Source organism: Streptomyces sp. NPDC058001 (assembly GCF_042886315.1).
Classification (GTDB): domain Bacteria; phylum Actinomycetota; class Actinomycetes; order Streptomycetales; family Streptomycetaceae; genus Streptomyces.
Genome location: NZ_JBHVQT010000012.1, coordinates 322,901 through 345,167, shown reverse-complemented (window position 1 = coordinate 345,167; position 22,267 = coordinate 322,901). Strand labels below are relative to the sequence as shown.

The following is a 22,267-nucleotide window of genomic DNA, read 5'->3' as shown; positions in this document are numbered from 1 at the left end:
GACCGGCGGCGGCCGGGGGCGCTTCTCCTCGTTCGGTATTGCGTTGTGCGACCAGACTACAAAGCCGCGGTGACACTCCGCACGCAGAGCGGGTGCGGTGGCGTCGTACGGGTCGTCCGGGCCGTACACAACGGCGAAGGGAGCGGCCCCCTGCGTGGGGGACCGCTCCCTTCACGGCGTGCTACTTGGCGCCCGCCGCACCACGGCGGATGCCGAGGCGGTCGACCAGCGCACGGAAGCGCGTGATGTCCTTCTTCGCCAGGTACTGAAGGAGGCGACGGCGCTGACCGACCAGGATGAGCAGACCACGACGCGAGTGGTGGTCGTGCTTGTGGGTCTTGAGGTGCTCGGTCAGGTCCGAGATCCGGCGCGACAGCATGGCGACCTGGACCTCGGGGGAGCCGGTGTCACCTTCCTTGGTGGCGAACTCGGTCATGATCTGCTTCTTCGTAGCGGCGTCGAGCGACACGCGTACTCCTCGTTGTTCGTCTTCGTGAGGCCACCAAGTGCCCCTGGTCCACATCTCAGGGGAGCTTCCATGACTCGGGAGGCTGGGATCCGTCGGCTGCGGCCTCCGGGATCCTGTGGATTCCGAGGGTGCGCACACAAACGGCCGTTACACAGGGTACCAGGGCGGGTGGGCGCCTCTCGCCGGGCTCCGGTAACTCCCCGTGGCGGGTCCGGGGCGCCCAGTAGGGTGCCTGCTGGAAATACCGCACTACCGGAAACGGTACGGGAGAGGGGTCGCGGGAGCATGGCCGAGTCGCAGGGGCAGGACGAGGACGTCAGGGCGCGCAAGGAGCGCGAGAAGGACGAGCTGTACGGGCTGGACATCTCCGGTGTCGAGTGGCTCAGCGCGCCGGGCACCGAGGAGCACGAGGAGCGCGTCGAGATCGCGTATCTGCCGGAGGGCGCCGTGGCCATGCGGTCGTCGGTCGATCCGGAGACCGTGCTGCGGTACACCGAGGCGGAGTGGCGGGCCTTCGTACTCGGCGCGCGGGACGGCGAGTTCGACCTGGGGCCGGCTCCGCAGAACGGGGGGCCCGCGCAGTAGGGCGCGGGTTCGGGTGGCGAGCGGCGTCGTATCGGCCTTCTGAAGTCTTCCTGTTGGCGCCCGGCTGTGCGCCTGTCGCCCTCAACTGTCGCCTTTGTCCACCGTGTTGGTGCGTGTACGCATGTCTTCTGGGCAGGCTGTGACGTAACGGGCGGCGTACAGGGCCCGACGGGCCTGCCCCCGGGGTGCCCGGGGTGATTAGGCTGGGTCCGGGCGCATCGGTGGAACCTGACGACGGGTTGCCGGTGTCCCCCAGGGGGAGAGCCCGGCGGATCTGTCGGATCCGGCGGTCTCTGACGGCGGAGAGCGGTCGCCCCATGACGGCTTGAGGGTGCTCGACCACCAGGAGGAATTGTGAACAGCGACCGGGACGGGAACCGCGGGGGGTGGGCCACACCCGACGATGACCGGCCCGACGCCGAGTCCGCGGCCGAGATGACGGGCGAGTTCACCCTGGATCACGCGTCGCCCGCCTGGTACACGCAGAACGCTTCGGGCAGTGCCGGGGAGACGCCTTCCGAGCCGCCCACTCCCCCGGTGGCTTCCGCTCCTCCGGTGACGCCCCTTCCGCCGGTGCCCCTTCCGCCAGTGCCGGTGCCGCCCGCGCCGGTTCCGCCGGTCGCGCCTGCGCCTTCCGTTCCTTCGGCTCCCTCGATTCCCTCGGCGCCTTCCGTTACCTCGGTGGCGAGTCCTTCCGCCGATGCGGGGAGCGCTACGGCGGTGCCGAATCTGCCGATGGGGCTCGGGTTCAATCCGGTGCCCGACACCCGTCCCGCGCCGGACGTGGCTCCCTCGGTACCGGACTCCGTCGACGACAACGACGGTGACTCCGCCTCCGGTGACCTGGAGAGCGGTAGCACGATGCGGTTCTCGGCCGTGGCGCTGAAGCGGGAGATCGCCGAGCGGGCCACCGTGGACGAGCCTGCCGGGGAGCCTGAGGAATCCGGGGTGTCCGGGGGCGATGGTGCCGAGGAAGCCGTTTCCGAGCCCGCCGTCGAGCCCGAGCCTGAGCCCGAGGTCGAGGTCGAGGTCGACGCGTCCGGCACGTCGAGCGAATCCGACGCCTCCGACCACCAACTCGACCAGGACGACGAGGTCGAGGCCCCCGCCGAGGACGACGAAGCCGCTGACTTCGTCGCCGCCGACGACGACATTCACAACAACACCGACCACACCGACGACACGGATGAGCCCGAGGTACGGGACAGCGTGCCGCAGGACGCCGTCCCGGACGACGAGCCCGACGCGGACACCGCTGAGGGCGAGGTCGCCGACGCCGTGGTGGACGACGTCCAGGACCAGGTACCGGCGCCCGAGCCGGTCCGGGACGCGCCGCCCGCGTGGACGCCGCCGCCCGTCGCGCAAGGTGGGCTGCCTCCGTTGCCGCCCGCCTTCCAGCCCGCCGCGCCCGCGCCCGCAGGGCAGTGGCCCACGGACGCGCCTCCGGCCGACACTCCGCCCGCCGACACCCCGGTGCCGCACGCGCGGCCCGTGGACGCTGTACGCGCCGAGGCCCCTCAGCCGCCCGTACAGCCGCCGGCGCCGCCGTCCTACACGCCGCAGCCGCCCGAGCCGCAGACCCCGGAGCCGCAGGCGCCCGCTCCTCTGTATCAGCAGCCGGTCGCCCAACCGCAGCCTCCGCAGGCGCCGTTCCAGCCGCAGGCCCCGCAGCCGGCGCCGTCGGCCTGGCGTGCGCCGGCCGCGCCGGTCCCGCAGCAGACGCCCACTCCACAGCCCCCGCAGCAGACCCCGGCCCCGGATCCGACCCCTGCCCCGGCGCCCCCGGGGCCCGGTGGATACGGATTCCCCACCCCGGGTACGCCGCCGGTCGACCCGAACGCGCCCGTCCCGCCCGCCGGTTACGGGTTCCCGCAGCCCAGTGCCGCCAACTCGCCTGTCCAGCAGGGCGGTTACGGGTTCCCTCAGGCACCCCAGCCCCAGCCGCAGCACGGCGGGTACGGGTTCCCGCAGACACCCCAGCCCCAGCCCGGTACGCCGAACCTTCCGGCCCCGGTCGCCCGTAACCTCCCGGCACCCCACGAGCCGCCGCAGCAGCAGGCCCCCGTACAGCCACAGCCACACGCCCAACCGCAGCAGCCGGTCCCCCCGCAGGGCCAGTCCCCGGCCCCGTACCCCCCGCAGGCGCAGCAGCAGCCCGGCGGTTACGGGTTCCCGCAGCAGGGTGTGCCGCCGCAGGTGCCCGGTCAGCCGAACCCCGGCCAGGAGCACGGTCAGCCGCCGGCCCAGGCCGCTCAGCCGTCGCAGCCCCAGCCGCCCCAGCAACCCCCGGTCGACCCCCGTGCCGGTGCCGCCTGGCCGCAGGCCGTGCAGCACGATCAGCGGGAGCGGACGCATCCAGGGGCGCCGCTGGGGTACACGGCCGCCGTCGAGTTGTCGTCGGACCGGCTGCTCAACACCAAGAGGCAGAAGCCCAAGAGCGGGCGGCCCGCCGCCGGTGGGTCGCGGTTCAAGATCGGCGGCAAGAAGGAGGAGGCCGAGCGGCAGCGCAAGCTCGACCTGATCCGTACACCGGTCCTGTCCTGCTACCGCATCGCCGTGATCAGCCTCAAGGGCGGTGTCGGCAAGACGACCACGACCACCGCGCTCGGTGCCACGCTCGCGAGTGAGCGGCAGGACAAGATCCTCGCGATCGACGCCAACCCGGACGCCGGCACGCTCGGCCGCCGGGTGCGGCGGGAGACCGGTGCGACGATCCGCGACCTGGTCCAGGCGATCCCGTACCTCAACTCGTACATGGACATCCGGCGGTTCACCTCGCAGGCGCCCTCCGGTCTGGAGATCATCGCCAACGACGTCGACCCGGCCGTGTCCACGACCTTCAACGACGAGGACTACCGGCGCGCGATCGACGTGCTCGGGAAGCAGTACCCGATCATCCTCACGGACTCGGGCACCGGTCTCCTCTACAGCGCGATGCGTGGTGTGCTCGACCTCGCCGACCAGCTCATCATCATCTCGACCCCGTCCGTGGACGGTGCGAGCAGCGCCAGTACGACACTGGACTGGCTCTCCGCGCACGGGTACGCGGAGTTGGTGTCGCGGTCCATCACCGTGATCTCGGGGGTCCGGGAGACCGGCAAGATGATCAAGGTCGATGACATCGTCAGCCACTTCGAGACGCGGTGCCGCGGTGTGGTGGTCGTGCCCTTCGACGAGCATCTGTCCGCGGGCGCCGAGGTCGACCTCGACATGATGCGGCCCAAGGTCCGCGAGGCGTACTTCAATCTGTCCGCGATGGTCGCCGAGGACTTCGTACGGGCGCAGCAGGTCCAGGGGTTGTGGACGTCGGACGGCAATCCGCCGCCGCAGTTGGCGCCGCCGATGCCGGGGCACCAGCAGCAGGGTCCCGCCCAGCCGGGCCAGGTCCCGCCAGGGCAGTACCAGCACCCGCAGCCTCAGCATCCCCAGCAACCGCAGCCCCAGCAGCAACCCCAGCCCGGTCAGGCGCCGCCCGGCCAACTGCCGCCCGGTCAGCTCCCGCCCGGTCAGGCTCCGCCGGGGTACGGCTACCCTGGCTCGCCCCCGGCCTGGCAGCAGCCGCAGCAGCCCACGCCGCAGGCGATTCCCCAGCAACCGGCTCCGGGGCAGCAACCGCCGTACCCCGCAGGCCAGTTCCAGCCGGGACAGCCGTACCAGCCCGCGCCCGGCCGGCCGGCCCCCGGGCAGCCCTTCAACCCGAACCAGCCGGCCCCGGGCCACCCCGCGCCCGGTCAACCCGTACCGCCCGGCGGGCTGCACGCGCCCGTACCGCAGCAACCGCAGCAGCCACACGGACAGGGGCACCCCCAGCAGCAGCCCCACCAGCCGCCGCCCCCGCAGCAGTAGCCGAGCTCCGCCACCGACGCTGTACGCCGCACACAAGTCCGACACCAGGGCCCGTACCGACCACCGGTACGGGCCCTCGTCGTGCCGCGTCGCACCGCATACCGAGACCTGGGGCGCGGTGCGCCGCCATCCCGTGGCCTGGGGGGCTTCAGTGGTCTCTACCAATGTGCGTGAAATGCCGGTCAACTCGTTATTTCCGCAGGCCACATGGGGTTCACCCGCCGTTGACGCGTGCAGACCGGCGCTGATAGACACACACATCACCAGCTGGCGTCTCATGATCCATCAGACATCCCTGCGCGAGCGATGACGCGAGGTCACCGACCCATGGACACACAAGATCAGCACGGCAGATCCCCCGTACGCCTCCGGGCACGTGGTGCTCGGCGAGGCCCCCGCGACAGCGTTCCCGACAGCGCCCGCGTCCCCGGTCGCGCCCGCCGCCGCGGTCTGCGGCTGCTCGCGGCCGGCGGCGCGGCGGCGTTCACCCTGACGGCGGGCCTCGCGACGCCCCTCAACCCGGCGCCCGAGCAGGCCCAGGCCGCGGGCGACGGCAAGAACACGCTCACGGTGGCGGTCTCGCAGAGCGTCGACTCGCTGAGCCCGTTCCTCGCCACGCGTCTGGTCAGTACGAGCATCAGCCGGCTGATGTACGACTACCTGACCAACTACGACCCCAAGGACAACCACGCCGTCCCGGGTCTGGCGACCAAGTGGGAGCCGTCGCCGGACAAGCTGACCTGGACGTACACGATCCGTGAGAACTCCAAGTGGTCGGACGGCAAGCAGGCCACGGCCGAGGACGCCGCGTGGACGTTCAACAAGATGATGACCGACGAGGGCGCCGCCACCGCGAACGGCAGCTTCGTCGGCAACTTCAAGACGGTCACCGCGCCCAGCCCCACCGAGTTGGTCATCGAGCTGAAGAAGCCGCAGGCCACGATGGCCGCGCTCGATGTGCCGATCGTGCCGAAGCACGTGTGGGAGAAGGTCGACGACTTCTCGAAGTTCAACAACGACAAGACCTTCCCGATCGTCGGCAACGGCCCCTTCGTCGTCACGGACTACAAGGCCGACAGCTATGTGAAGCTCGAACCGAACAAGACGTTCTGGCGGGGCGCCCCCAAGTTCGACGAGCTGCTCTTCAAGTACTACAAGGACGGTGACGCGGCCGTCGCGGCGCTCCAGAAGGGCGAGGTGTCCTTCGTCCAGGGGCTGACGCCCGCTCAGGCGACGGCGCTGAAGAGCCAGTCGGACATCAAGGTGAACGACGCGCCGGGCCGTCGTTTCTACGCCCTCGCGACCAATCCCGGCGCGCAGTCGAAGGACGGCCAGAAGTTCGGCGACGGACACCCGTCCCTGAAGGACCAGAAGGTACGGCAGGCGCTGTTCCTGGCGGTCGACCGCGAGACCATCATCGACAAGGTCTTCCAGGGGCACGCGGTGCTGGGCGAGGGCTACATCCCGCCCCGCTTCCCGACGTACTACTGGAAGCCGTCCGACGAGCAGAAGCTGGCCCACGATCCGCAGAAGGCGGCGCAGCTCCTCGACCAGGCCGGGTACAAGAAGAACGGTGACGGCAAGCGCCTCGGCAAGGACGGCAAGCCGATCACGTACCGCATCCTGTGCCACGCGACCGACCCGAACGACAAGGCGATCGGCAAGTACCTCCAGGAGTGGTACGGCGAACTCGGCATCGGTCTGACCGTGGACTGCCGTGACAACGTCACCGACCCCTGGCTCGCCGGCGAGTACGACCTCGCGTTCGACGGCTGGTCGGTCAACCCGGACCCGGACTTCGTCCTGTCGATCCACACCTGTGGCGCGCTCCCGGCGACGCCGAAGGACACCGGCGCCACGGACAACTTCATCTGCGACCAGCAGTACGACGACCTCTACGCCCAGCAGCTCGCCGAGTACGACGAGGGCAAGCGGGCCGATCTCGTCAAGCAGATGGAATCGCGGCTGTACGACCTCGGGTACATGAACGTCATGGCGTACCCGAACGCCGTCGAGGCGTACCGCACCGACCAGATCAAGTCGATCACGACGATGCCCGAGGCCGCGGGGAACATCTACGGGCAGGACGGCTACTGGAGCTGGTGGTCGGCGACTCCGGCCGCTTCCGGTGAGTCCTCCGGCGACTCCGGCTCCACGGGCGTCATCATCGGGATCGTCGCGGCTGTCGTCGTCCTCGCGGGTGTCGCCGGGTTCTTCGCGATGCGACGTCGATCCACCGCGGAAGACCGTGAATAACCACAGGACCGTGAACCACGTGAACAGTCGGGACAGGCGGACCGGACGCCATGGCAACTGACAGCACCTCGGCGCTCGTGCGGAGCGTGGAGCCCGACGGCCCGGCCCAGGCCGGGCCGTCGGCCCGCGGTCCGCGGGCGCGCACCACTACCGCGTATCTGCGCTATGTGGCGGGCAAGCTGGTCGGCGCGGCCGTCTCGCTGCTCGCCGTGCTCGTGACCAGCTTCTTCCTGTTCCGGCTCATCCCGGGCGACCCGGTCAAGTACATGACGGGCGGGCGCCAGGTGTCGGCCGAGCAACTCGCCGCCTACCGGCGGGAGTTCGGGCTCGATCTGCCGATGTGGCAGCAGTTCACGGAGTACTGCGGCAAGGCGCTCACCGGCGATCTGGGGACCTCGTACCAGTTCCGCGCCCCGGTCATCGACAAGATCACCGAGGCGCTGCCGAACACCGTGCTGCTGACGGGTACCGCTTTCGTCCTCTACACCGCGCTCGGGATCTTCCTCGGTACGCGCTCCGCCTGGCGCAGCGGCAAGCTCGGGGACCGGCTGAACACCGGCTTCGCGCTGACCCTGTACTCGGTGCCGTCGTTCTGGCTCGGGCTGCTGCTGATCATCGTGTTCTCGGTGGGCATGGGGCCGATCCCCGGTCTGTTCCCGACGGGCGGGATGGAGTCGGGCGGCGAGACGGGCTTCGCGTACGTCCTCGATGTCGCGCACCATCTGGTCCTTCCGGTGATCACGCTGGTGGCGGTCGAGTACGGGCAGACGCTCCTGGTGACCCGTTCCGCGCTGCTCGACGAGATGGGCAGCGACTATCTGACGACGGCGCGCGCGAAGGGGCTGCGGGACGATCTGGTCCGGCGGCGGCACGCGGTGCCGAACGCGATGCTGCCGACCGTGACGCTGATCTTCGTCAATCTGGGCCGGGTGGTCGCGGGCACCATCCTGGTGGAGACCGTGTTCTCCTGGCCGGGCCTCGGCGGGCTGTTCTACCAGGCGCTGAGCGTGCCCGATCTGCCGCTCGTGCAGGGCCTGTTCTTCGTGTTCGCCGCCGCGGTGATCGTGATGAACACCCTCGCCGATCTGATCTATCCGCTGCTCGACCCCCGGGTGGGCCGATGACGACCGAGATCACCCCGCCCACCGCGGCGGACACCGCCGCACCGGCCGGAAGCCCGAAGGGACCGCGCGCACCACGGGCTTTGGCCTGGCAGCGCAGACGGCACTCCGTCGCCCGCTTCTGGCAGCAGTACCGCACCCACCGGTCCGGTCTGATCGGCCTGGCCGCGCTGGTCGCCTTCGCGCTGATCGCGCTGACCGCGCCGCTCACCGTCGGCTCCGACGTGCAGAGCGTCACCAACGCGCCGGGCGGGCCGATGGAGCGTCCGAGCGGTGAATTCTGGCTGGGCACCGACCAGTTCGGCCGCGATCTGTTCGGTCTGGTGCTGTGGGGCTCCCGGATCTCCCTGATGGTGGGCCTGCTCGCGGCGGTGCTCTCGGTCGCGATCGGCGCTCTCATCGGCATCACGGCCGGGCACTTCCGCGGCTGGTACGCGACCGTGATCATGCGGGTCACCGACTGGTTCCTGGTGATGCCGACGCTGGTCTTCGCCATCGCGCTGGCCACCGTGATGTCGCGTTCCCTCGGCACGATCATCCTGGCCATCGGCGTGACCACCTGGCCCACCACGGCCCGGCTGGTGCGCGCCCAGACACTGGCGGTGGAGTCCCGGCCGTACATCGAGCGCGCCAAGGCGCTCGGCGGCGGCCACGGTCACATCATGAGCCGGCACGTCCTGCCGAACGTCATGCCGCTGGTCCTCGCGCAGACCACGCTCGGTATCTCCAGCGCGATCCTGGCCGAGGCGACCCTCGCCTTCCTCGGCCTCGGCGATCCGACCGTCACCTCCTGGGGCGGGCTGCTCCAGGACGCGCGCGAGGCGGGCGCGGTCAGCTCGGGGCACTGGTGGTATCTGGTGCCGCCGGGTCTGGGGATCGCGGCGGTGGCCCTCTCCTTCACGCTGTGCGGACGCGCGGTGGAGTCCGTTCTCAACCCCAAGCTGGGGGTGGCCTCATGAGTCCTGCGCTGCTTGACGTACGGGACCTCGAAGTGACGTACGCGGGCGGGGCCGCCGCCGTCCGCGGGGTGAGTCTGACGCTGGACGCGGGTCAGAAGCTCGGCATCGCGGGCGAGTCCGGCTGCGGCAAGTCGACGCTGGCGCTGGCGCTGCTGCGGCTGCTGCCCGCCGGGACCCGGGTCTCCGGGCAGATCCTGCTGGACGGCGAGGACGTACTCGCCATGAAGTGGGGCCAGGTGCGGGCGGTGCGCTGGGCGGGTGCCTCGATCGTCTTCCAGGGCGCGATGCACTCCCTCAACGCCGTGCACCGGGTCGGTGACCAGATCGCCGAACCGATCCTGCTGCACAAGAAGGCGACGCCCGGCGCGGCGCGGAAGCGGGCCGGGGCGCTCCTGGAGCAGGTGGGGCTGCCCGCCGCCCGGCTGGACGCGTATCCGCACGAGTTGTCCGGCGGACAGCGGCAGCGGGTGATGATCGCGATGGCGCTGGCCTGCGATCCCCGGCTTGTCATCGCCGACGAGCCGACGACGGCGCTCGACGTGATGATCCAGGCGCAGATCCTGCGCCTCATCGAACAGCTCGTCGCCGAGCAGGACCTCGGCCTGGTGATGATCAGCCACGACCTGGCGGTCCTCTCCGACACCTGCGACCGGCTCGCCGTGATGTACGCGGGCCGGGTCGTCGAGGAGGGACCGGCCCGGGAGGTCTACGAGGACGCGCGGCATCCGTACGGCACGGCGCTGTCGGCCGCGTTCCCGCGCATCGGCGATCCGGCGTCGCGGTTCGCGCCGCGCGGGCTGCCCGGTGATCCGCCGGATCCCTCGGCGCTGCCCGCGGGGTGCGCGTTCCATCCCCGGTGCGGGGTCGCGCTGGAGTCGTGCGCGACGGACGACCCGGCGTTGCGGGACGCGGGGGTCGCGGGGCGGCGTGCCGCGTGTGTGCGTGTGGGGGCGACGGTGCCGGAGCAGGCGGCGGAATCCGCCGGTGACTCCGCGGGTGAATCCGCCGGGGAATCCGCCGGTGAGCGCGGTACCGGGCCGGCCACGGAAGAGGCGAGGAGCACGTCATGACCACCACCCCCGCAGCGCCGTCGGCGGGCACCGAACCGGTGCCGGACCCGGCCGCCGAGCCGCTGCTGAGCGCCGGTGAGCTACGGGTCACCTTCCCCGGCCGGCACGGGGCCGCCACGGCGCGGGCCGTCGACGGGGTCGACCTCGACATCGCGCCCGGTGAGATCGTCGCGCTGGTCGGCGAGTCGGGCTGCGGCAAGACGACGCTGGCCCGTGCGCTGCTCGGTCTGGTGCCGCCCACGTCCGGGCGGGTGACCTTCGGTGGACAGCCCCTCGACTACGGGGCCCGCGCCCTGAAGGCGTACCGCAAGCGGGTGCAACTGGTGCTCCAGGACCCGAGCGGGTCGCTCAATCCCCGGCACACCGTGTACGACGCGGTGGCCGAGGGGCTGCGGATCCACGGGTACGGCGGGGACGAGCGGGCCGCCGTCGCCGAGGCGCTGTCGCGGGCCGGGCTGCGGCCTCCGGAGCGGTTCTTCCTGCGCTATCCGCACGAGCTGTCCGGCGGGCAGCGGCAGCGGGTCGTCATCGCGGGCGCGCTCGTCCTGGAGCCCGAACTCATCGTCGCGGACGAGCCGGTGGCCTCCCTCGACGCTTCCGTACGCGGGGAGATCCTGGCCCTGCTGCTGCGACTGCGGGACGAACTCGGCCTGTCCGCACTGGTGGTGACGCACGACCTTGGCCTCGCGTGGAACATCGCGGACCGCGTTGCGGTGATGTACCTGGGCCGGATCGTGGAGACAGGTGCGGTGGAGGAGGTCCTGACGGCGCCTCGACACCCGTACACCCAGGCGCTGTTGTCCGTCCTGCCGGAGGCCGAGGGCCCCCCGATAATCCTCACCGGCGAGCCCCCGGACCCGTCCCGCATCCCCTCCGGATGCCGCTTCCACGCCCGCTGCCACATCCTGACATCCGGCGAGGCGGACCGGGCAGAGGTGGCAAACGCATGCCGCACGGAGGATCTGCCGATCCTGAGCGGGGGAGGCGGGGCACAGGTGGCCTGTCATTGGGCGGGGTCGCTGAGGGGGGAGTAGGGGGTACGGGGGTCGGGGGGTCGGGGGACCGAACATGCCCGTCAGGAACGTGTACGGCACCGCCCCGCGCTAAGGCCAATTCCCGCCGCAGCCCGCCAGGGCACCGCCCCGCACAAGCGGCTCTCCACCCGCCACAACCCGCAGGACACCACCCCGCGCAAGCCACAATTCCCGCCACAACCCACCAGGACACCGCCGCGCACAAGCGACTCTGCCCACCGCAACCCTGAGGACACCACCTCGCACAAGCGGCCCTCTCCACCGGCCACAGCCCGCAGGACACCGCCCCCGCGCGAGCGACTGTTCCCGCCGCAACTCACCAGGGCACCGCCCCGCACAAGCGCCAATTCCCGCCACAGCCCGCCAGGCCACCGCCCCGCACAAGCGGCCCTGTCCATCCGCCGCAGCCCGCCAGGGCACCGCCCCCGCGCGAGCGACTGTTCCCGCCGCAACCCACCAGGCCACCACCGCGCACAAGCGGCAATTCCCGCCGCAGCCCGCCAGGGCATCGCCCCGCGCGAGCGGTTCCTTCTTTCTTCCTGCCGCAACGGCGATCCGCCACGGCGGTGGGAGTCCGGCGGTGTCCGCGACGGCCCGCGGTGGACGGGTCAGGCTCTACGCCAGTAGTTCGCGGCACCGTTTCACGTCGTCCCCCATGGCCACAAGCAGCGCCTCGATCGACTCGAACTTCGCCTGCCCCCGTACGAAGGCCAGGAAATCGACGGCGACGTGCAACCCGTACAGGTCAAGCCCGACGCGGTCGATCGCGTATGCCTCGACGGTCCGTTCCGTGCCGTCGAACTGCGGGTTCGTGCCGACGGAGATCGCGGCGGGCATCGCCTCGTCGCCGACGTTCAGCCACCCGGCGTAGACACCGTCGGCGGGGATGGCGGTGTGCGGGAGGGTCTCCAGGTTGGCGGTGGGGAAGCCCAGTTCACGGCCGCGTTGGGCACCCCGTACGACGACGCCCTCGACGCGGTGCGGGCGACCCAGGATCTCGGCGGCGCCCTCGACGTCACCCTCGGCGACCAGCCGTCGGGTCAGCGTGGAGGAGAACGGTTCCCCGCCGCCGGCCTCACCGCGGACGACCAGGTCGATGACGTCGACCTCGAAGTCGTAGTCGGCGCCCAGCTCGGCCAGGAGCGTCACATTGCCGGCGGCCCGGTGTCCGAAGCGGAAGTTGGGGCCCTCGACGACGGCCTTGGCGTGCAACTTGTCGACCAGTACCTTCACCACGAAGTCGGCGGGCGACAGCTGCGAGAACTCGGTGGTGAACGGCAGGATCAGCAGCGCGTCGACACCCAGCTCGGCCATCAGTTCGGCACGCCGGTGGTGCGGGGCGAGCAGCGGAGGGTGGCTGCCGGGGCGGAGGACCTCGCTGGGGTGCGGGTCGAAGGTGACGACGACGGACGGAACGCCCAGCTCACGCGCGCGCCGTACCGCACGGCCGATGATCAGCTGGTGCCCGCGGTGGACCCCGTCGTAGGACCCGATGGTGACGACGCTGCGCCCCCAGTCCTCGGGGATGTCCGCCAAGCCACGCCAGCGCTGCACTGTGACCGCTCCTCGTAGAACCTGTGCCGTTTGATGTGTCCGGGTGATGTGTCCGGATCATGGTGTACGGCGGGTCATGGGGCCCGCCGAATCCGCAGGTCTAAGAGTGCCATGCCCGGTGCCCGCGACCGGCATCGGCATGGTGCTGTGACGAGGCGCACGCTCCCGGCGCACGCTCCCGGCGCGAGGTCAGACGGGCAGAGGTCAGACGGGCAGCGGTCAGGCGGGTACACGTACGTCCGCCAGGTCCTCGATGGTGCGGCGGGCGCTGGGACCGACGAGGGCCGCCCACTCCTGGGGCGCTTCGGCGAGCCAGCGTGCGGTCAGCGCGGCGAATCCGGGGACCGCGCGGGCGCGCTCGACCAGGGTCCGGTCGAAGGCGACGGCGCCCTCAGGCGTACGGACGAGCACGATGCCGACGCGGTGCACCAACTCCCGGGTCCGGGCCTCACCGCGCGCCGCCGCGTCGTCGGCGAGGGTGCGCAGCACGGCGGTCAGGACCTCCGGTTCCCGTTCGGGTCCGAGCAGGGTCTCCAGGAGTTCGCCGCGCAGCGTGCGCGACGGATGGGTGCCCAGGGCCGCGAGTACGGGCGCGAGCGCGGCCCGCACCGCCGGGGAGCCGCTGTGCAGAGCCTCCGCCACCAGCGGGAACACCATGGTCCGCGCGGAGGGGCCGTGCTCAAGGCGCAGCTCCACGAACCCGGCCACCGGCCCGGCCAGCTCCGGCCGCCGTGCCAGCAGGCCCCGTACGAGAGCGACGACCCGGCGGGCCGGGCCGTCCGCGGTGACCTCGGCGAGCGTCCGTAGCGCGTCGGCCACGATCCGCGGGGGCGCGTCCCGCAACCGTTCCGCGAAGGCGGCGAGTACCGGTTCCGGATGCGTACCGAGCGCGGGCGCGAGGGCCGTGGCGGACAGGTGCGCGTCCCCGGCCGCGAACCGGTGCAGGGCGCGCGGCAGATGGCGGGCACGGGTCCGCGGGTCGCGGACCAGGAGGGCGAGGGCGGCGCCGTGCAGGGTGCGGCCCGACCGCCGGGCGAGCAGGGTGAGCGCGGTGTACCGGAGCAGATCGCGGTCGGCGTCCCCGGTGGCGTAGGGGACGACCTTGAGGCCGTACGCGGCGGCGGCGACGTGCCGGTCCGTGCGGGTGTCGTGGGCCCACCGGTCGACGGCACGGCACAGCGCGGACGGCTCCTCCTCGGCGAACGCGGTGAGGAGTTCGTCGGCGCGCGGATGCGCACAGGCGACGAGGGCTTCGGCGAGGTCGTCCATGGCGCGGTGCCGGTGGGTGTGGAGCAGTGCCTGGGCGGCGGTCGCCACGGTGGCGTCGGGCGCGGCCCGCAGGGGCCGTTCGTCGGCGAACCAGCGGGTGAGCCCCGGCTGGACGGCGGCCGGGTCGGCGACGAGGAGGGCGGCGGCGGCATCGAGGTAACGCTGCGGGGCGCCGGGAGTCCGGGCGCCGCTGTCCTGCGGCGCGTCCGCCACGACGAGCCTGCGCAGCAGGTCCAGCCGCTCCCCGTCCGGCATCCGCAGCGCACACCAGAAGGCCGGGCCGAACACGTCCCGCGCGCGGGGCAGGCGCCCGGCGGCGATCCGGTCGGCGAGGTCCCGCAGCACTTCGAGGTACGGGGTCGCGTCCCGGACCTGGAGGAGGACACCGGAGAGGAGGCGGGTGGCCCACCAGAGGGAGTCGGGGGCGGCCACTTGTACGGGCGCCGCTGTCACGACCGACTCCGCCTCGGGAGCGGTGGCTTGCGCCGGCACGCGGACCGATTCCGACGCTTCCGGGCCGGCCGGGGACCGCGCCGGAGGCCACGGCTGCGGAGGTGCCTCGGCGAGCGCCGCTGTCAACTCGCCGAACCGTACGGCGAGTTGCGCCTCCCCCCGCTCCCTGCCGAGCAGCAACAGCGCCTGGACGACGGGCCCGATCCGGTGCCGTGGCACGGGCGGCGCCGAGACCTCGCTCCCCCGCCGCACCAGTGCCTCAAGGGCCCCGTCCAGATCGAGGTGCGCCCCCTGGATCCAGTCGGCCAGTTCCTCGTACGCGAACCGGAAGCCGCTGCCCGCCGGGACGAGCAGCCCTTCCGTGAGGACCGCCGACGCCCAGCCGGTGCGCCAGGGGAACACCGTCTCGAAGGTCATCCGGTCCAACTCGCCCTGTCCGGGCCCGAGACAGCTCCGTGCCGCCTCGTGGACCTGCCCGGAGACCTTGGCCGCGAGCCGGCCGACGGCGGTGCCGCGCAGGCCGAGCGGGGCGGCGAGGCGTACCGCGATCCGCAGGCACATCAGATCGAGGTACGCGGCGAACACCTGGTCGCGGTCGGGCCGCCCGGCGGCGGTGCCGGGCGGTACGGCGGCCCGTACCTCGGCGAGGAGGGCGAGGGTGAGCGGGTGTCGGGCGTCGTCCGGCGGCAGCGTTCCGTCCGGGATGCCGAGCCGCGCACGGACCTCGCGGGCCTCCGTGTCGGAGAGGTCGCCGAGCGGGACCCGGGTGGCGAGGTTGGCGGGGAGGTGGGCCCCGGCCTGTTCCCAGTACTCGGCGCGGCAGGCCAGGACGAGCCGGGCGCCGTGCTCGCGCAGCCACGCGACGCTGCGGGCGGTCCAGTCGGCCAGGCGCCGCGCGAGCGCGGACGGCATCTCCTCGGGCCCGTCCAGGACCAGCACCAGGGGCCGCCCGCGATCCCGGGCGACCGACGCGATCCGCTCGGGAGAGACGTCCCCGAGGTCGGCAGGCCGCACCCCATCGGCCACCCCGCTCCCGTCGACCTCGAACGCCTCAGGCCCGGACCCCCCGCCCCGCCGCGCACCGGCCGACGCCCGGTGCGCACCGGCCCCACGGACCCCCCACTCCCGCCCGCCCTTCGTGGCTGCGGGCCGCTCGCTTCCCGCACCACCCCCGGCAGGGTCCGGTCGCACACCCGGTGCCGTCCCGGCGATCCGGGCCGCCCGGGTCAGCGCGCGGCGCGCCGCGTCCGCGATCGAGTCGTCGTCGGCGTGCAGGTCGGCGCCCCGGAGCCACAGGGTGGGGGCGGGTTCCGTACCGCCGGACCGGCGCGCGGTGAAGGCGACGAGTTCGGTCGTACGGCCGGAGCCGGGAGCGCCGACCAGCGCCAGCACCAAGGGAGCACCCGCACCGCTCCGCTGGAACTCCGCCAACTCCCGGGTGACATCAGGTCGTTCGACCGTACGGGTCAGGGGCGGGCGGGGTCCGTCCGAGCCGGTCGACATCGTCGTCAGATGCAGGACGCCCGCGAGATTCAGATCCGGCCCGTACGCGGGTACGGTCGCGGCGTTCACGGCGAGCAGGTCCCTCAGCGCGCCGGACCCGGCCGACTCCTCGCCCGGGACCTCCTCCGTCTCCACGTTCCGCAGCGGTACCGCGAACCCCGCCGCGCTGCGCCCCGCCTCAAGTGCCGTGCCGATGACGGCGATCACCGCCCCGGTCCCGGCGTCGATGACCGGTCCCCCGGCCGCGATCCCGCCGAGCCGCAGCGCGTCGCTCCCGGCCGTACCGACCGCCAACTCCACGGCGGAGCCGATGAGATGGAAGCGGTCGGTCGCGGTGTACGTCACCGGGGTCGCCCCCAGCACCCGTGCCTCACGCCAGCCGCCGGCCGCGATACGCACATACGTACCGGTGGGAATCCGGTCCCGTACGGTCACCGGAAGCGGCACGAGTGCGAGCCCCTCGGTGCGGACGAGGGCGAGTCCTGCGGCGGGCAGCGGAACGAGGGCGTCGGACGTGACCACACAGGTACGGCCGTCGGCGGTGTGGAGCACTATGCGCGGCAGGCCGTCGACGGTCTCATGGGCGGTGACCACCGTGCCGTGGTCGTCGGCCGCGAAGCCCACCCCCCGGGGACGCCCGGCCAGATCACAGATCCGGACCAGACTCCGGTCCGGCGCCCCCCGCTCTTCGGAGGGCAGGTCCCGTACCGTCATGTCGACCTCCCGCAGCGCCCCGTTCTTCCGACGGTAGGCGTGCGGTGATCACCGGGACAGGGCGCGGAACGAACGCGCCCCCTTCCGCTCCCTCGGTTCACTCCGAGCGCCCGCTCGAAGGGGTGAACGGAACGGGCCTGTCGGATACATCCTGGAGGAGGGGGACGGTGGAGCGGCGCGCGGACGACAAGTCCACCCGCCGCTCCACAGAAAAGGCCCGCCGACGCGACGGGTACCGCGAAGCCGTCAGAAGGCGTCAGAAGCCGTCAGACGAAGACGGCCACGCTCTTCGCCTTGCCCTTGGACTCCTCCGCGAGCATCAGGAACCGCCCGTCCGCGTCGAAGACCGCGACCGGCCCCGCGCCCGCGTAGGTGTCCGGCATGTCGAGCCGGACGCCGTTGAGGAGCAGCCGGGCCCTGCGGGCGTCGACGTCCCAGCGGGGGAAGGCCGCCGCCGCCGCTTCGGCGAGCGGCATCACGATCAGGTCCTGCTGCAACACGTCGAGGGTGCGTGCCGCGTCCAGCCGGTACGGGCCCACCCGGGTGCGCCGCAGCGCCGTGAGGTGCCCGCCGACGCCGAGATCGGCGCCGAGGTCACGGGCGAGGGCGCGGATGTACGTACCCGAGGAGCAGACCACCGAGACGACCAGGTCGAGCACGGGGGTGCCGTCGTCGGCGACGGCGTCCCGGACGTCGTACACGGCGAACGAGGAGACCGTGACCGGGCGGGCCGGGATCTCGAAGTCCTCGCCGTCACGGGCCCGCTTGTACGAGCGCTTGCCGTCGATCTTGATGGCGCTGACCTTGGACGGCACCTGCATGATGTCGCCGGACAGCTTGGCGACCCCGGCGTCGATGGCGTCCCGGGTCACGTGCGAGGCGTCCGTGGACGAGATGAGGTCGCCCTCGGCGTCGTCGGTGACGGTGTCCTGGCCGAGCCGGATCGTGCCGAGGTACTCCTTCTCGGTGAGCGCGAGATGGCCTAGGAGCTTGGTCGCCTTCTCCACGCCGAGGACGAGCACCCCGGTGGCCATCGGGTCGAGCGTGCCGGCGTGGCCGACGCGGCGGGTCCGCGCGATCCCGCGCATCTTGGCGACCACGTCGTGCGAAGTGAAGCCCGACGGCTTGTCGACGATGACAAGGCCGTCGGGCGTGGTGTTCTTGCTGGTCATCCCGCCGCGTCGCCGTCCTTGTCACGGTCCGCGCCGGGCTCGCCGTCCTCGTCTTCGGGCTTGCGGTAGGGATCGGCGTCGCCCGCGTACCGAGCGCCGGCCGATGCCTCGCGTACCTTCTCGTCGGAGGCGCGCGCCTTGTCGAGGAGGTCCTCGATGGTCTTGGCGGTGTCGGGCAGGGCGTCGGCGACGAAGGCCAGCGTCGGGGTGAACTTCACACCCGCGGCGCGGCCCACCTCGGAGCGCAGGACGCCCTTGGCGCTCTCCAGGCCCGCCGCGGCAGCGGCCCGCTCCTCGTCGTCCCCGTACACCGTGTAGAAGACGGTCGCCTCCCGCAGATCACCCGTGACCCGGGTGTCCGTGATGGTCACATGCGAACCGAGCCGCGGGTCCTTGATCCCGCGCTGGAGCTTCTGGGCCACCACCTCCCGGATGAGGTCCGCCAGCCTCTTCGCCCGCGCGTTGTCGGCCACTGGTCCGTCTCCTTCTTGAGCCTTGCTTGTTGTTGCTGATGTGTTCAGTCTTCGTCGTTGTGGAGCCTGCGTCGTACGGAGAGCAGTTCCACCTCGGGGCGTCCCGCGACCAGGCGTTCGCACCGGTCGAGTACGTCGGTGAGATGCCCGGTGTCCCCGGAGACCACCGCGACGCCCAGCTCGGCCCTGCGGTGCAGGTTCTGGTTGCCGGTCTCCGCCACACTCACCGCGTATTTCCGCTGGAGTTCCGCGACGATCGGGCGGACGAGAGAGCGCTTCTCCTTCAGCGAGCGAACATCGCCGAGGAGCAGATCGAAGGACAGTGTCCCCACATACATGTATGCCCGGATGTCCCGCCGGTTCGGGTTCAAGGGCCCCGCCAACCGCTTGGCAGGGACATCAGAACCGTACACGCAAGGACCGGGGCCGATCGACGGGAATTATCTTCCCGCCGACCGGCCCCGGACCGGGATGCGTCAGCTACGGAGAGCTACCGCAGCCAGAGCCGCCGCGCGCTCAGACGCGCGGCTTCTCGCGCATCTCGTACGTCGCGATGACGTCGTCGATCTTGATGTCGTTGAAGTTTCCGAGGTTGATACCGCCCTCGAAGCCTTCGCGGATCTCGGTGACGTCGTCCTTGAAGCGGCGCAGGCCCTCGATGTTGAGGCTCTCCGCGATGACCTTGCCGTCGCGCAGGAGTCGGGCCTTGGTGTTGCGCTTGACCTCGCCGGAGCGGATGAGAACACCCGCGATGTTGCCCAGCTTGGACGAGCGGAAGACCTCGCGGATCTCCGCCGTGCCCAGCTCGACCTCTTCGAACTCCGGCTTGAGCATGCCCTTGAGGGCCGCCTCGATCTCCTCGATCGCCTGGTAGATGACCGAGTAGTAGCGGACGTCCACGCCTTCGCGTTCGGCCATCTGCTGGGCGCGCCCCGCGGCGCGCACATTGAAGCCGATCACGATGGCGTCCGAGCCCATCGCCAGGTCGATGTCCGACTCCGTGACCGCACCGACGCCGCGGTGCAGGACCCGGATGTCGACCTCTTCGCCGACGTCGAGCTGGAGCAGCGAGGACTCCAGGGCCTCGACCGAACCGGACGCGTCGCCCTTGATGATGAGGTTGAGCTGCTGGATCTCGCCGGCCTTGAGCACCTTGTCCAGGTCCTCCAGGGAGACGCGGCGCACCCGCTTGGCGAACGCGGCGTTGCGCTCGCGGGCGGCCCGCTTCTCGGCGATCTGGCGTGCCGTGCGGTCCTCGTCGACGACGATGAAGTTGTCGCCGGCGCCCGGGACGTTGGTCAGACCCAGGACCTGGACCGGTGTGGACGGTCCGGCCTCGTGGAGCGTGTTGCCCTGGTCGTCGTGCATGGCGCGCACGCGGCCGTAGGCGTCGCCGACGACCATCGTGTCGCCGACGCGCAGGGTGCCGCGCTGGACGAGGACGGTCGCGGTGGCACCGCGGCCCCGGTCGAGGCGGGCCTCGATCGCGATGCCCTGTGCGTCCTGCTCCGGGTTGGCCCGCAGGTCGAGCGAGGCGTCCGCGGTGAGGACGACGGCCTCCAGGAGGCTGTCGATGTTAAGGCCCTGCTTGGCGGAGATGTCGACGAACATGGTGTCGCCGCCGTACTCCTCGGCGACCAGGCCGAACTCGGTGAGCTGACCGCGCACCTTGGTCGGGTCCGCGCCCTCGACGTCGATCTTGTTGACCGCGACCACGATCGGCACGTCGGCCGCCTTGGCGTGGTTCAGCGCCTCGATCGTCTGGGGCATCACACCGTCGTTGGCCGCCACCACGAGGATCGCGATGTCGGTCGACTTGGCACCGCGGGCACGCATGGCGGTGAACGCCTCGTGACCCGGGGTGTCGATGAAGGTGATCTTGCGGTCGTCGCCGTTGACCTCGGTCCTGACCTGGTAGGCACCGATGTGCTGGGTGATGCCGCCGGCCTCGCCCGCGATGACGTTCGTCTTGCGGATGGCGTCGAGGAGGCGGGTCTTGCCGTGGTCGACGTGACCCATGACGGTGACCACCGGGGGACGCGAGACCAGGTGCTCCTCGCCGCCCTCGTCCTCGCCGAACTCCAGGTCGAAGGACTCCAGAAGCTCGCGGTCCTCCTCCTCGGGGCTGACGATCTGGACCGTGTAGTTCATCTCCGTCGCCAGCATTTCCAGCGTGTCGTCGGAGACGGACTGGGTCGCGGTGACCATTTCGCCGAGGTTCATCATGACCGCGACGAGCGACGCCGGGTTGGCGTTGATCTTCTCCGCGAAGTCGGTGAGCGAGGCACCGCGCGACAGGCGAATGGCTTCGCCGTTGCCGCGAGGCAGCATCACGCCGCCGACCGACGGGGCCTGCATGGCCTCGTACTCCTGGCGCCTCTGCCGCTTCGACTTGCGGCCACGACGCGCGGGACCGCCGGGGCGACCGAAGGCGCCCTGCGTGCCACCGCGGCCACCGGGACCGCCGGGACGGCCACCGAAGCCGGGACGGCCACCGCCGCCACCGCCGAAGCCGCCGCCACCGCCGCCGGGACGACCGGCGAAGCCGCCGCCGCCACCGGGACGACCGGCACCGGCACCGCCGCCGCCACCCGGGCGTCCGGCGAAGCCGCCGCCGCCTCCGGGACGACCGCCGCCACCGCCGCCGCCACCGGGGCGGCCCGCGCCGCCCGGTCCGCGACCGCCGCCACCGGGGCCACCGCCGGGGCGGGGACCGGCAGCGGGACGCTGCGGCATCATGCCGGGGTTCGGACGGTTGCCACCGGGGCCGCCGGGGCCGCCGCCGGGGCGGGGCGCCTGCGGACGGGGCATGCCGCCCGGGGTGGGACGCGCGCCGCCGGGACCGGACTGCGGGCGGGGACCGCCCTGGCCCGCGCCCTGGGGACGCTGGCCGCCGGGACCGCCGGGACCGCCGCCGCCGGGACGCGGGGCGCCGCCGCCGGGACGGGGCGTCTGGGGGCGCGCCATGCCGGTGGAGCCGCCGGACGTGAAGGGGTTGTTGCCCGGACGCGGGCCCGCGGGGCGGGCGCCGGGACGCGGGGCCTGGCCGCCGGAGCGCGGGGCGCCCTGACGGTCGCCACGACCCTGGCCGCCACCCTGACCACCCTGGCCGGGCGCCGGACGGGCACCGCCCGGCTTGGGGCCGCCGGGACGGGCGGGTCCCGCGGCGCGCGGGGCCGCCGGGGCGGCGGGCGCGGCCGGTGCGGACGGGGGTGCGGTGAACTCCGGGACGACCGGGGCGGCCGGAGCGGGCTTGGGAGCCGGCTTCGGGCCGGGCCGGGGCCCTGCGGAGGGTGCCGCGGGAGTGCTGGGTGCCGCGGCGGCCGGCGCGGGGCGCTCGGTCACGGCGGGCTTGGGCGCCGGCGGCCTGGGGGCAGCCGGACGTGCCGCCTGCGCCGGGGACGGCGCGGCGGGCCTGGGGGCGGCCTGCTTGGGGGCCGAGGGACGCGCGCCGGACTTGCCGGAGCCGTTGCCCTGCTGGAAAGCGTCGGTCAGCTTGCGTACTACGGGCGCCTCGATCGTCGACGACGCCGAACGGACAAATTCACCGAGTTCTTGGAGCTTGGCCATGACGGCCTTGCTCTCCACCCCGAACTCCTTGGCGAGCTCGTATACCCGGACCTTAGCCACTTCGCTCCTTTTAGGTCCGGGTTACGCCGGACCGTCGCTACTTCATGGGCGTACTCATCGCGTACTCATCGAGTGCTCATCGCAATCTCGACCTACTTCCGACTCGCGAGGTACCAGAACCGCACGGGGGTTCCGTACGGCACGTCTTTCGGTGTTGCC

14 protein-coding genes are annotated in these 22,267 nt (G+C 72.1%); 7 read left to right on the top strand and 7 right to left on the bottom strand.

Features of this window, described 5'->3' with window-relative positions; all coding sequences use genetic code 11:
• Window positions 1-181 precede the first annotated feature (181 nt).
• Window positions 182-469: a 30S ribosomal protein S15 gene (gene rpsO / locus ACFVT5_RS29995; protein ID WP_389894418.1), complete on the bottom strand. Its 288-nt coding sequence runs from the start codon at window positions 467-469 to the stop codon at window positions 182-184.
• Window positions 470-754: 285 nt separating this feature from the next.
• Here rpsO and ACFVT5_RS29990 point away from each other — a divergent pair, with 285 nt between their 5' ends.
• The 7 genes from ACFVT5_RS29990 (at window position 755) to ACFVT5_RS29960 (ending at window position 11,340) form a co-directional block, all read left to right on the top strand.
• On the top strand, window positions 755-1,054 hold the full coding sequence (locus tag ACFVT5_RS29990) for a DUF397 domain-containing protein (RefSeq protein ID WP_389894416.1): 300 nt from the start codon (window positions 755-757) through the stop codon (window positions 1,052-1,054).
• A gap of 354 nt (window positions 1,055-1,408) precedes the next feature.
• Window positions 1,409-4,900 (top strand): SCO5717 family growth-regulating ATPase, encoded by a 3,492-nt coding sequence (locus ACFVT5_RS29985; protein ID WP_389894414.1) that lies wholly within the window; start codon window positions 1,409-1,411, stop codon window positions 4,898-4,900.
• A 327-nt stretch (window positions 4,901-5,227) separates the two neighbouring features.
• Window positions 5,228-7,156 carry an ABC transporter substrate-binding protein gene (locus ACFVT5_RS29980; protein ID WP_389894412.1) on the top strand — a complete coding sequence of 643 codons (1,929 nt, stop codon included), beginning with the start codon at window positions 5,228-5,230 and terminating at the stop codon, window positions 7,154-7,156.
• Window positions 7,157-7,206: 50 nt separating this feature from the next.
• On the top strand, window positions 7,207-8,280 hold the full coding sequence (locus ACFVT5_RS29975; RefSeq protein ID WP_389894411.1) for an ABC transporter permease: 1,074 nt from the start codon (window positions 7,207-7,209) through the stop codon (window positions 8,278-8,280).
• Window positions 8,277-9,236, top strand: a complete 960-nt coding sequence (locus tag ACFVT5_RS29970) for an ABC transporter permease (protein ID WP_389894409.1) — start codon at window positions 8,277-8,279, stop codon at window positions 9,234-9,236. The genes ACFVT5_RS29975 and ACFVT5_RS29970 overlap by 4 nt, the downstream gene beginning before the upstream one ends.
• A complete protein-coding gene (locus ACFVT5_RS29965) occupies window positions 9,233-10,306 on the top strand; it encodes an ABC transporter ATP-binding protein (protein ID WP_389894407.1) in 1,074 nt (357 codons plus the stop codon). The genes ACFVT5_RS29970 and ACFVT5_RS29965 overlap by 4 nt, the downstream gene beginning before the upstream one ends.
• Window positions 10,303-11,340, top strand: coding sequence for an oligopeptide/dipeptide ABC transporter ATP-binding protein (locus tag ACFVT5_RS29960; protein WP_389894405.1), 1,038 nt, complete (start codon window positions 10,303-10,305; stop codon window positions 11,338-11,340). Before ACFVT5_RS29965 ends, ACFVT5_RS29960 begins: the two co-directional genes overlap by 4 nt.
• 615 nt (window positions 11,341-11,955) lie before the next feature.
• On the opposite strand, the gene ACFVT5_RS29955 is transcribed toward ACFVT5_RS29960, so the two are convergent.
• From ACFVT5_RS29955 to infB, 6 genes are all read right to left on the bottom strand, one after another.
• Window positions 11,956-12,894, bottom strand: coding sequence for a bifunctional riboflavin kinase/FAD synthetase (locus ACFVT5_RS29955; RefSeq protein WP_389894403.1), 939 nt, complete (start codon window positions 12,892-12,894; stop codon window positions 11,956-11,958).
• A 219-nt stretch (window positions 12,895-13,113) separates the two neighbouring features.
• Window positions 13,114-16,833: a serine protease gene (locus ACFVT5_RS29950; RefSeq protein WP_389894401.1), complete on the bottom strand. Its 3,720-nt coding sequence runs from the start codon at window positions 16,831-16,833 to the stop codon at window positions 13,114-13,116.
• A gap of 266 nt (window positions 16,834-17,099) precedes the next feature.
• Window positions 17,100-18,005 (bottom strand): tRNA pseudouridine(55) synthase TruB, encoded by a 906-nt coding sequence (truB, locus tag ACFVT5_RS29945; RefSeq protein ID WP_389894399.1) that lies wholly within the window; start codon window positions 18,003-18,005, stop codon window positions 17,100-17,102.
• Window positions 18,002-18,478: a 30S ribosome-binding factor RbfA gene (rbfA, locus tag ACFVT5_RS29940; protein WP_389894395.1), complete on the bottom strand. Its 477-nt coding sequence runs from the start codon at window positions 18,476-18,478 to the stop codon at window positions 18,002-18,004. The genes truB and rbfA overlap by 4 nt, the downstream gene beginning before the upstream one ends.
• Before the next feature lie 44 nt (window positions 18,479-18,522).
• Complete coding sequence (locus tag ACFVT5_RS29935) at window positions 18,523-18,816, bottom strand: DUF503 domain-containing protein (protein ID WP_389894393.1); 294 nt, start codon at window positions 18,814-18,816, stop codon at window positions 18,523-18,525.
• Between the two features lie 178 nt (window positions 18,817-18,994).
• Window positions 18,995-22,108, bottom strand: a complete 3,114-nt coding sequence (gene infB / locus ACFVT5_RS29930) for a translation initiation factor IF-2 (RefSeq protein ID WP_389894391.1) — start codon at window positions 22,106-22,108, stop codon at window positions 18,995-18,997.
• Between the last annotated feature and the right edge of the window lie 159 nt (window positions 22,109-22,267).

Coding starts and splice junctions, on each gene's coding strand:
- ACFVT5_RS29960 (WP_389894405.1), top strand. CDS start 10,303: ATGACCACCACCCCCGCAGCGCCGTCGGCGGGCACCGAACCGGTGCCG.
- ACFVT5_RS29950 (WP_389894401.1), bottom strand. CDS start 16,833: ATGACGGTACGGGACCTGCCCTCCGAAGAGCGGGGGGCGCCGGACCGG.
- ACFVT5_RS29935 (WP_389894393.1), bottom strand. CDS start 18,816: ATGTATGTGGGGACACTGTCCTTCGATCTGCTCCTCGGCGATGTTCGC.
- ACFVT5_RS29975 (WP_389894411.1), top strand. CDS start 7,207: ATGGCAACTGACAGCACCTCGGCGCTCGTGCGGAGCGTGGAGCCCGAC.
- ACFVT5_RS29990 (WP_389894416.1), top strand. CDS start 755: ATGGCCGAGTCGCAGGGGCAGGACGAGGACGTCAGGGCGCGCAAGGAG.
- ACFVT5_RS29980 (WP_389894412.1), top strand. CDS start 5,228: ATGGACACACAAGATCAGCACGGCAGATCCCCCGTACGCCTCCGGGCA.
- ACFVT5_RS29965 (WP_389894407.1), top strand. CDS start 9,233: ATGAGTCCTGCGCTGCTTGACGTACGGGACCTCGAAGTGACGTACGCG.
- ACFVT5_RS29970 (WP_389894409.1), top strand. CDS start 8,277: ATGACGACCGAGATCACCCCGCCCACCGCGGCGGACACCGCCGCACCG.
- truB (WP_389894399.1), bottom strand. CDS start 18,005: ATGACCAGCAAGAACACCACGCCCGACGGCCTTGTCATCGTCGACAAG.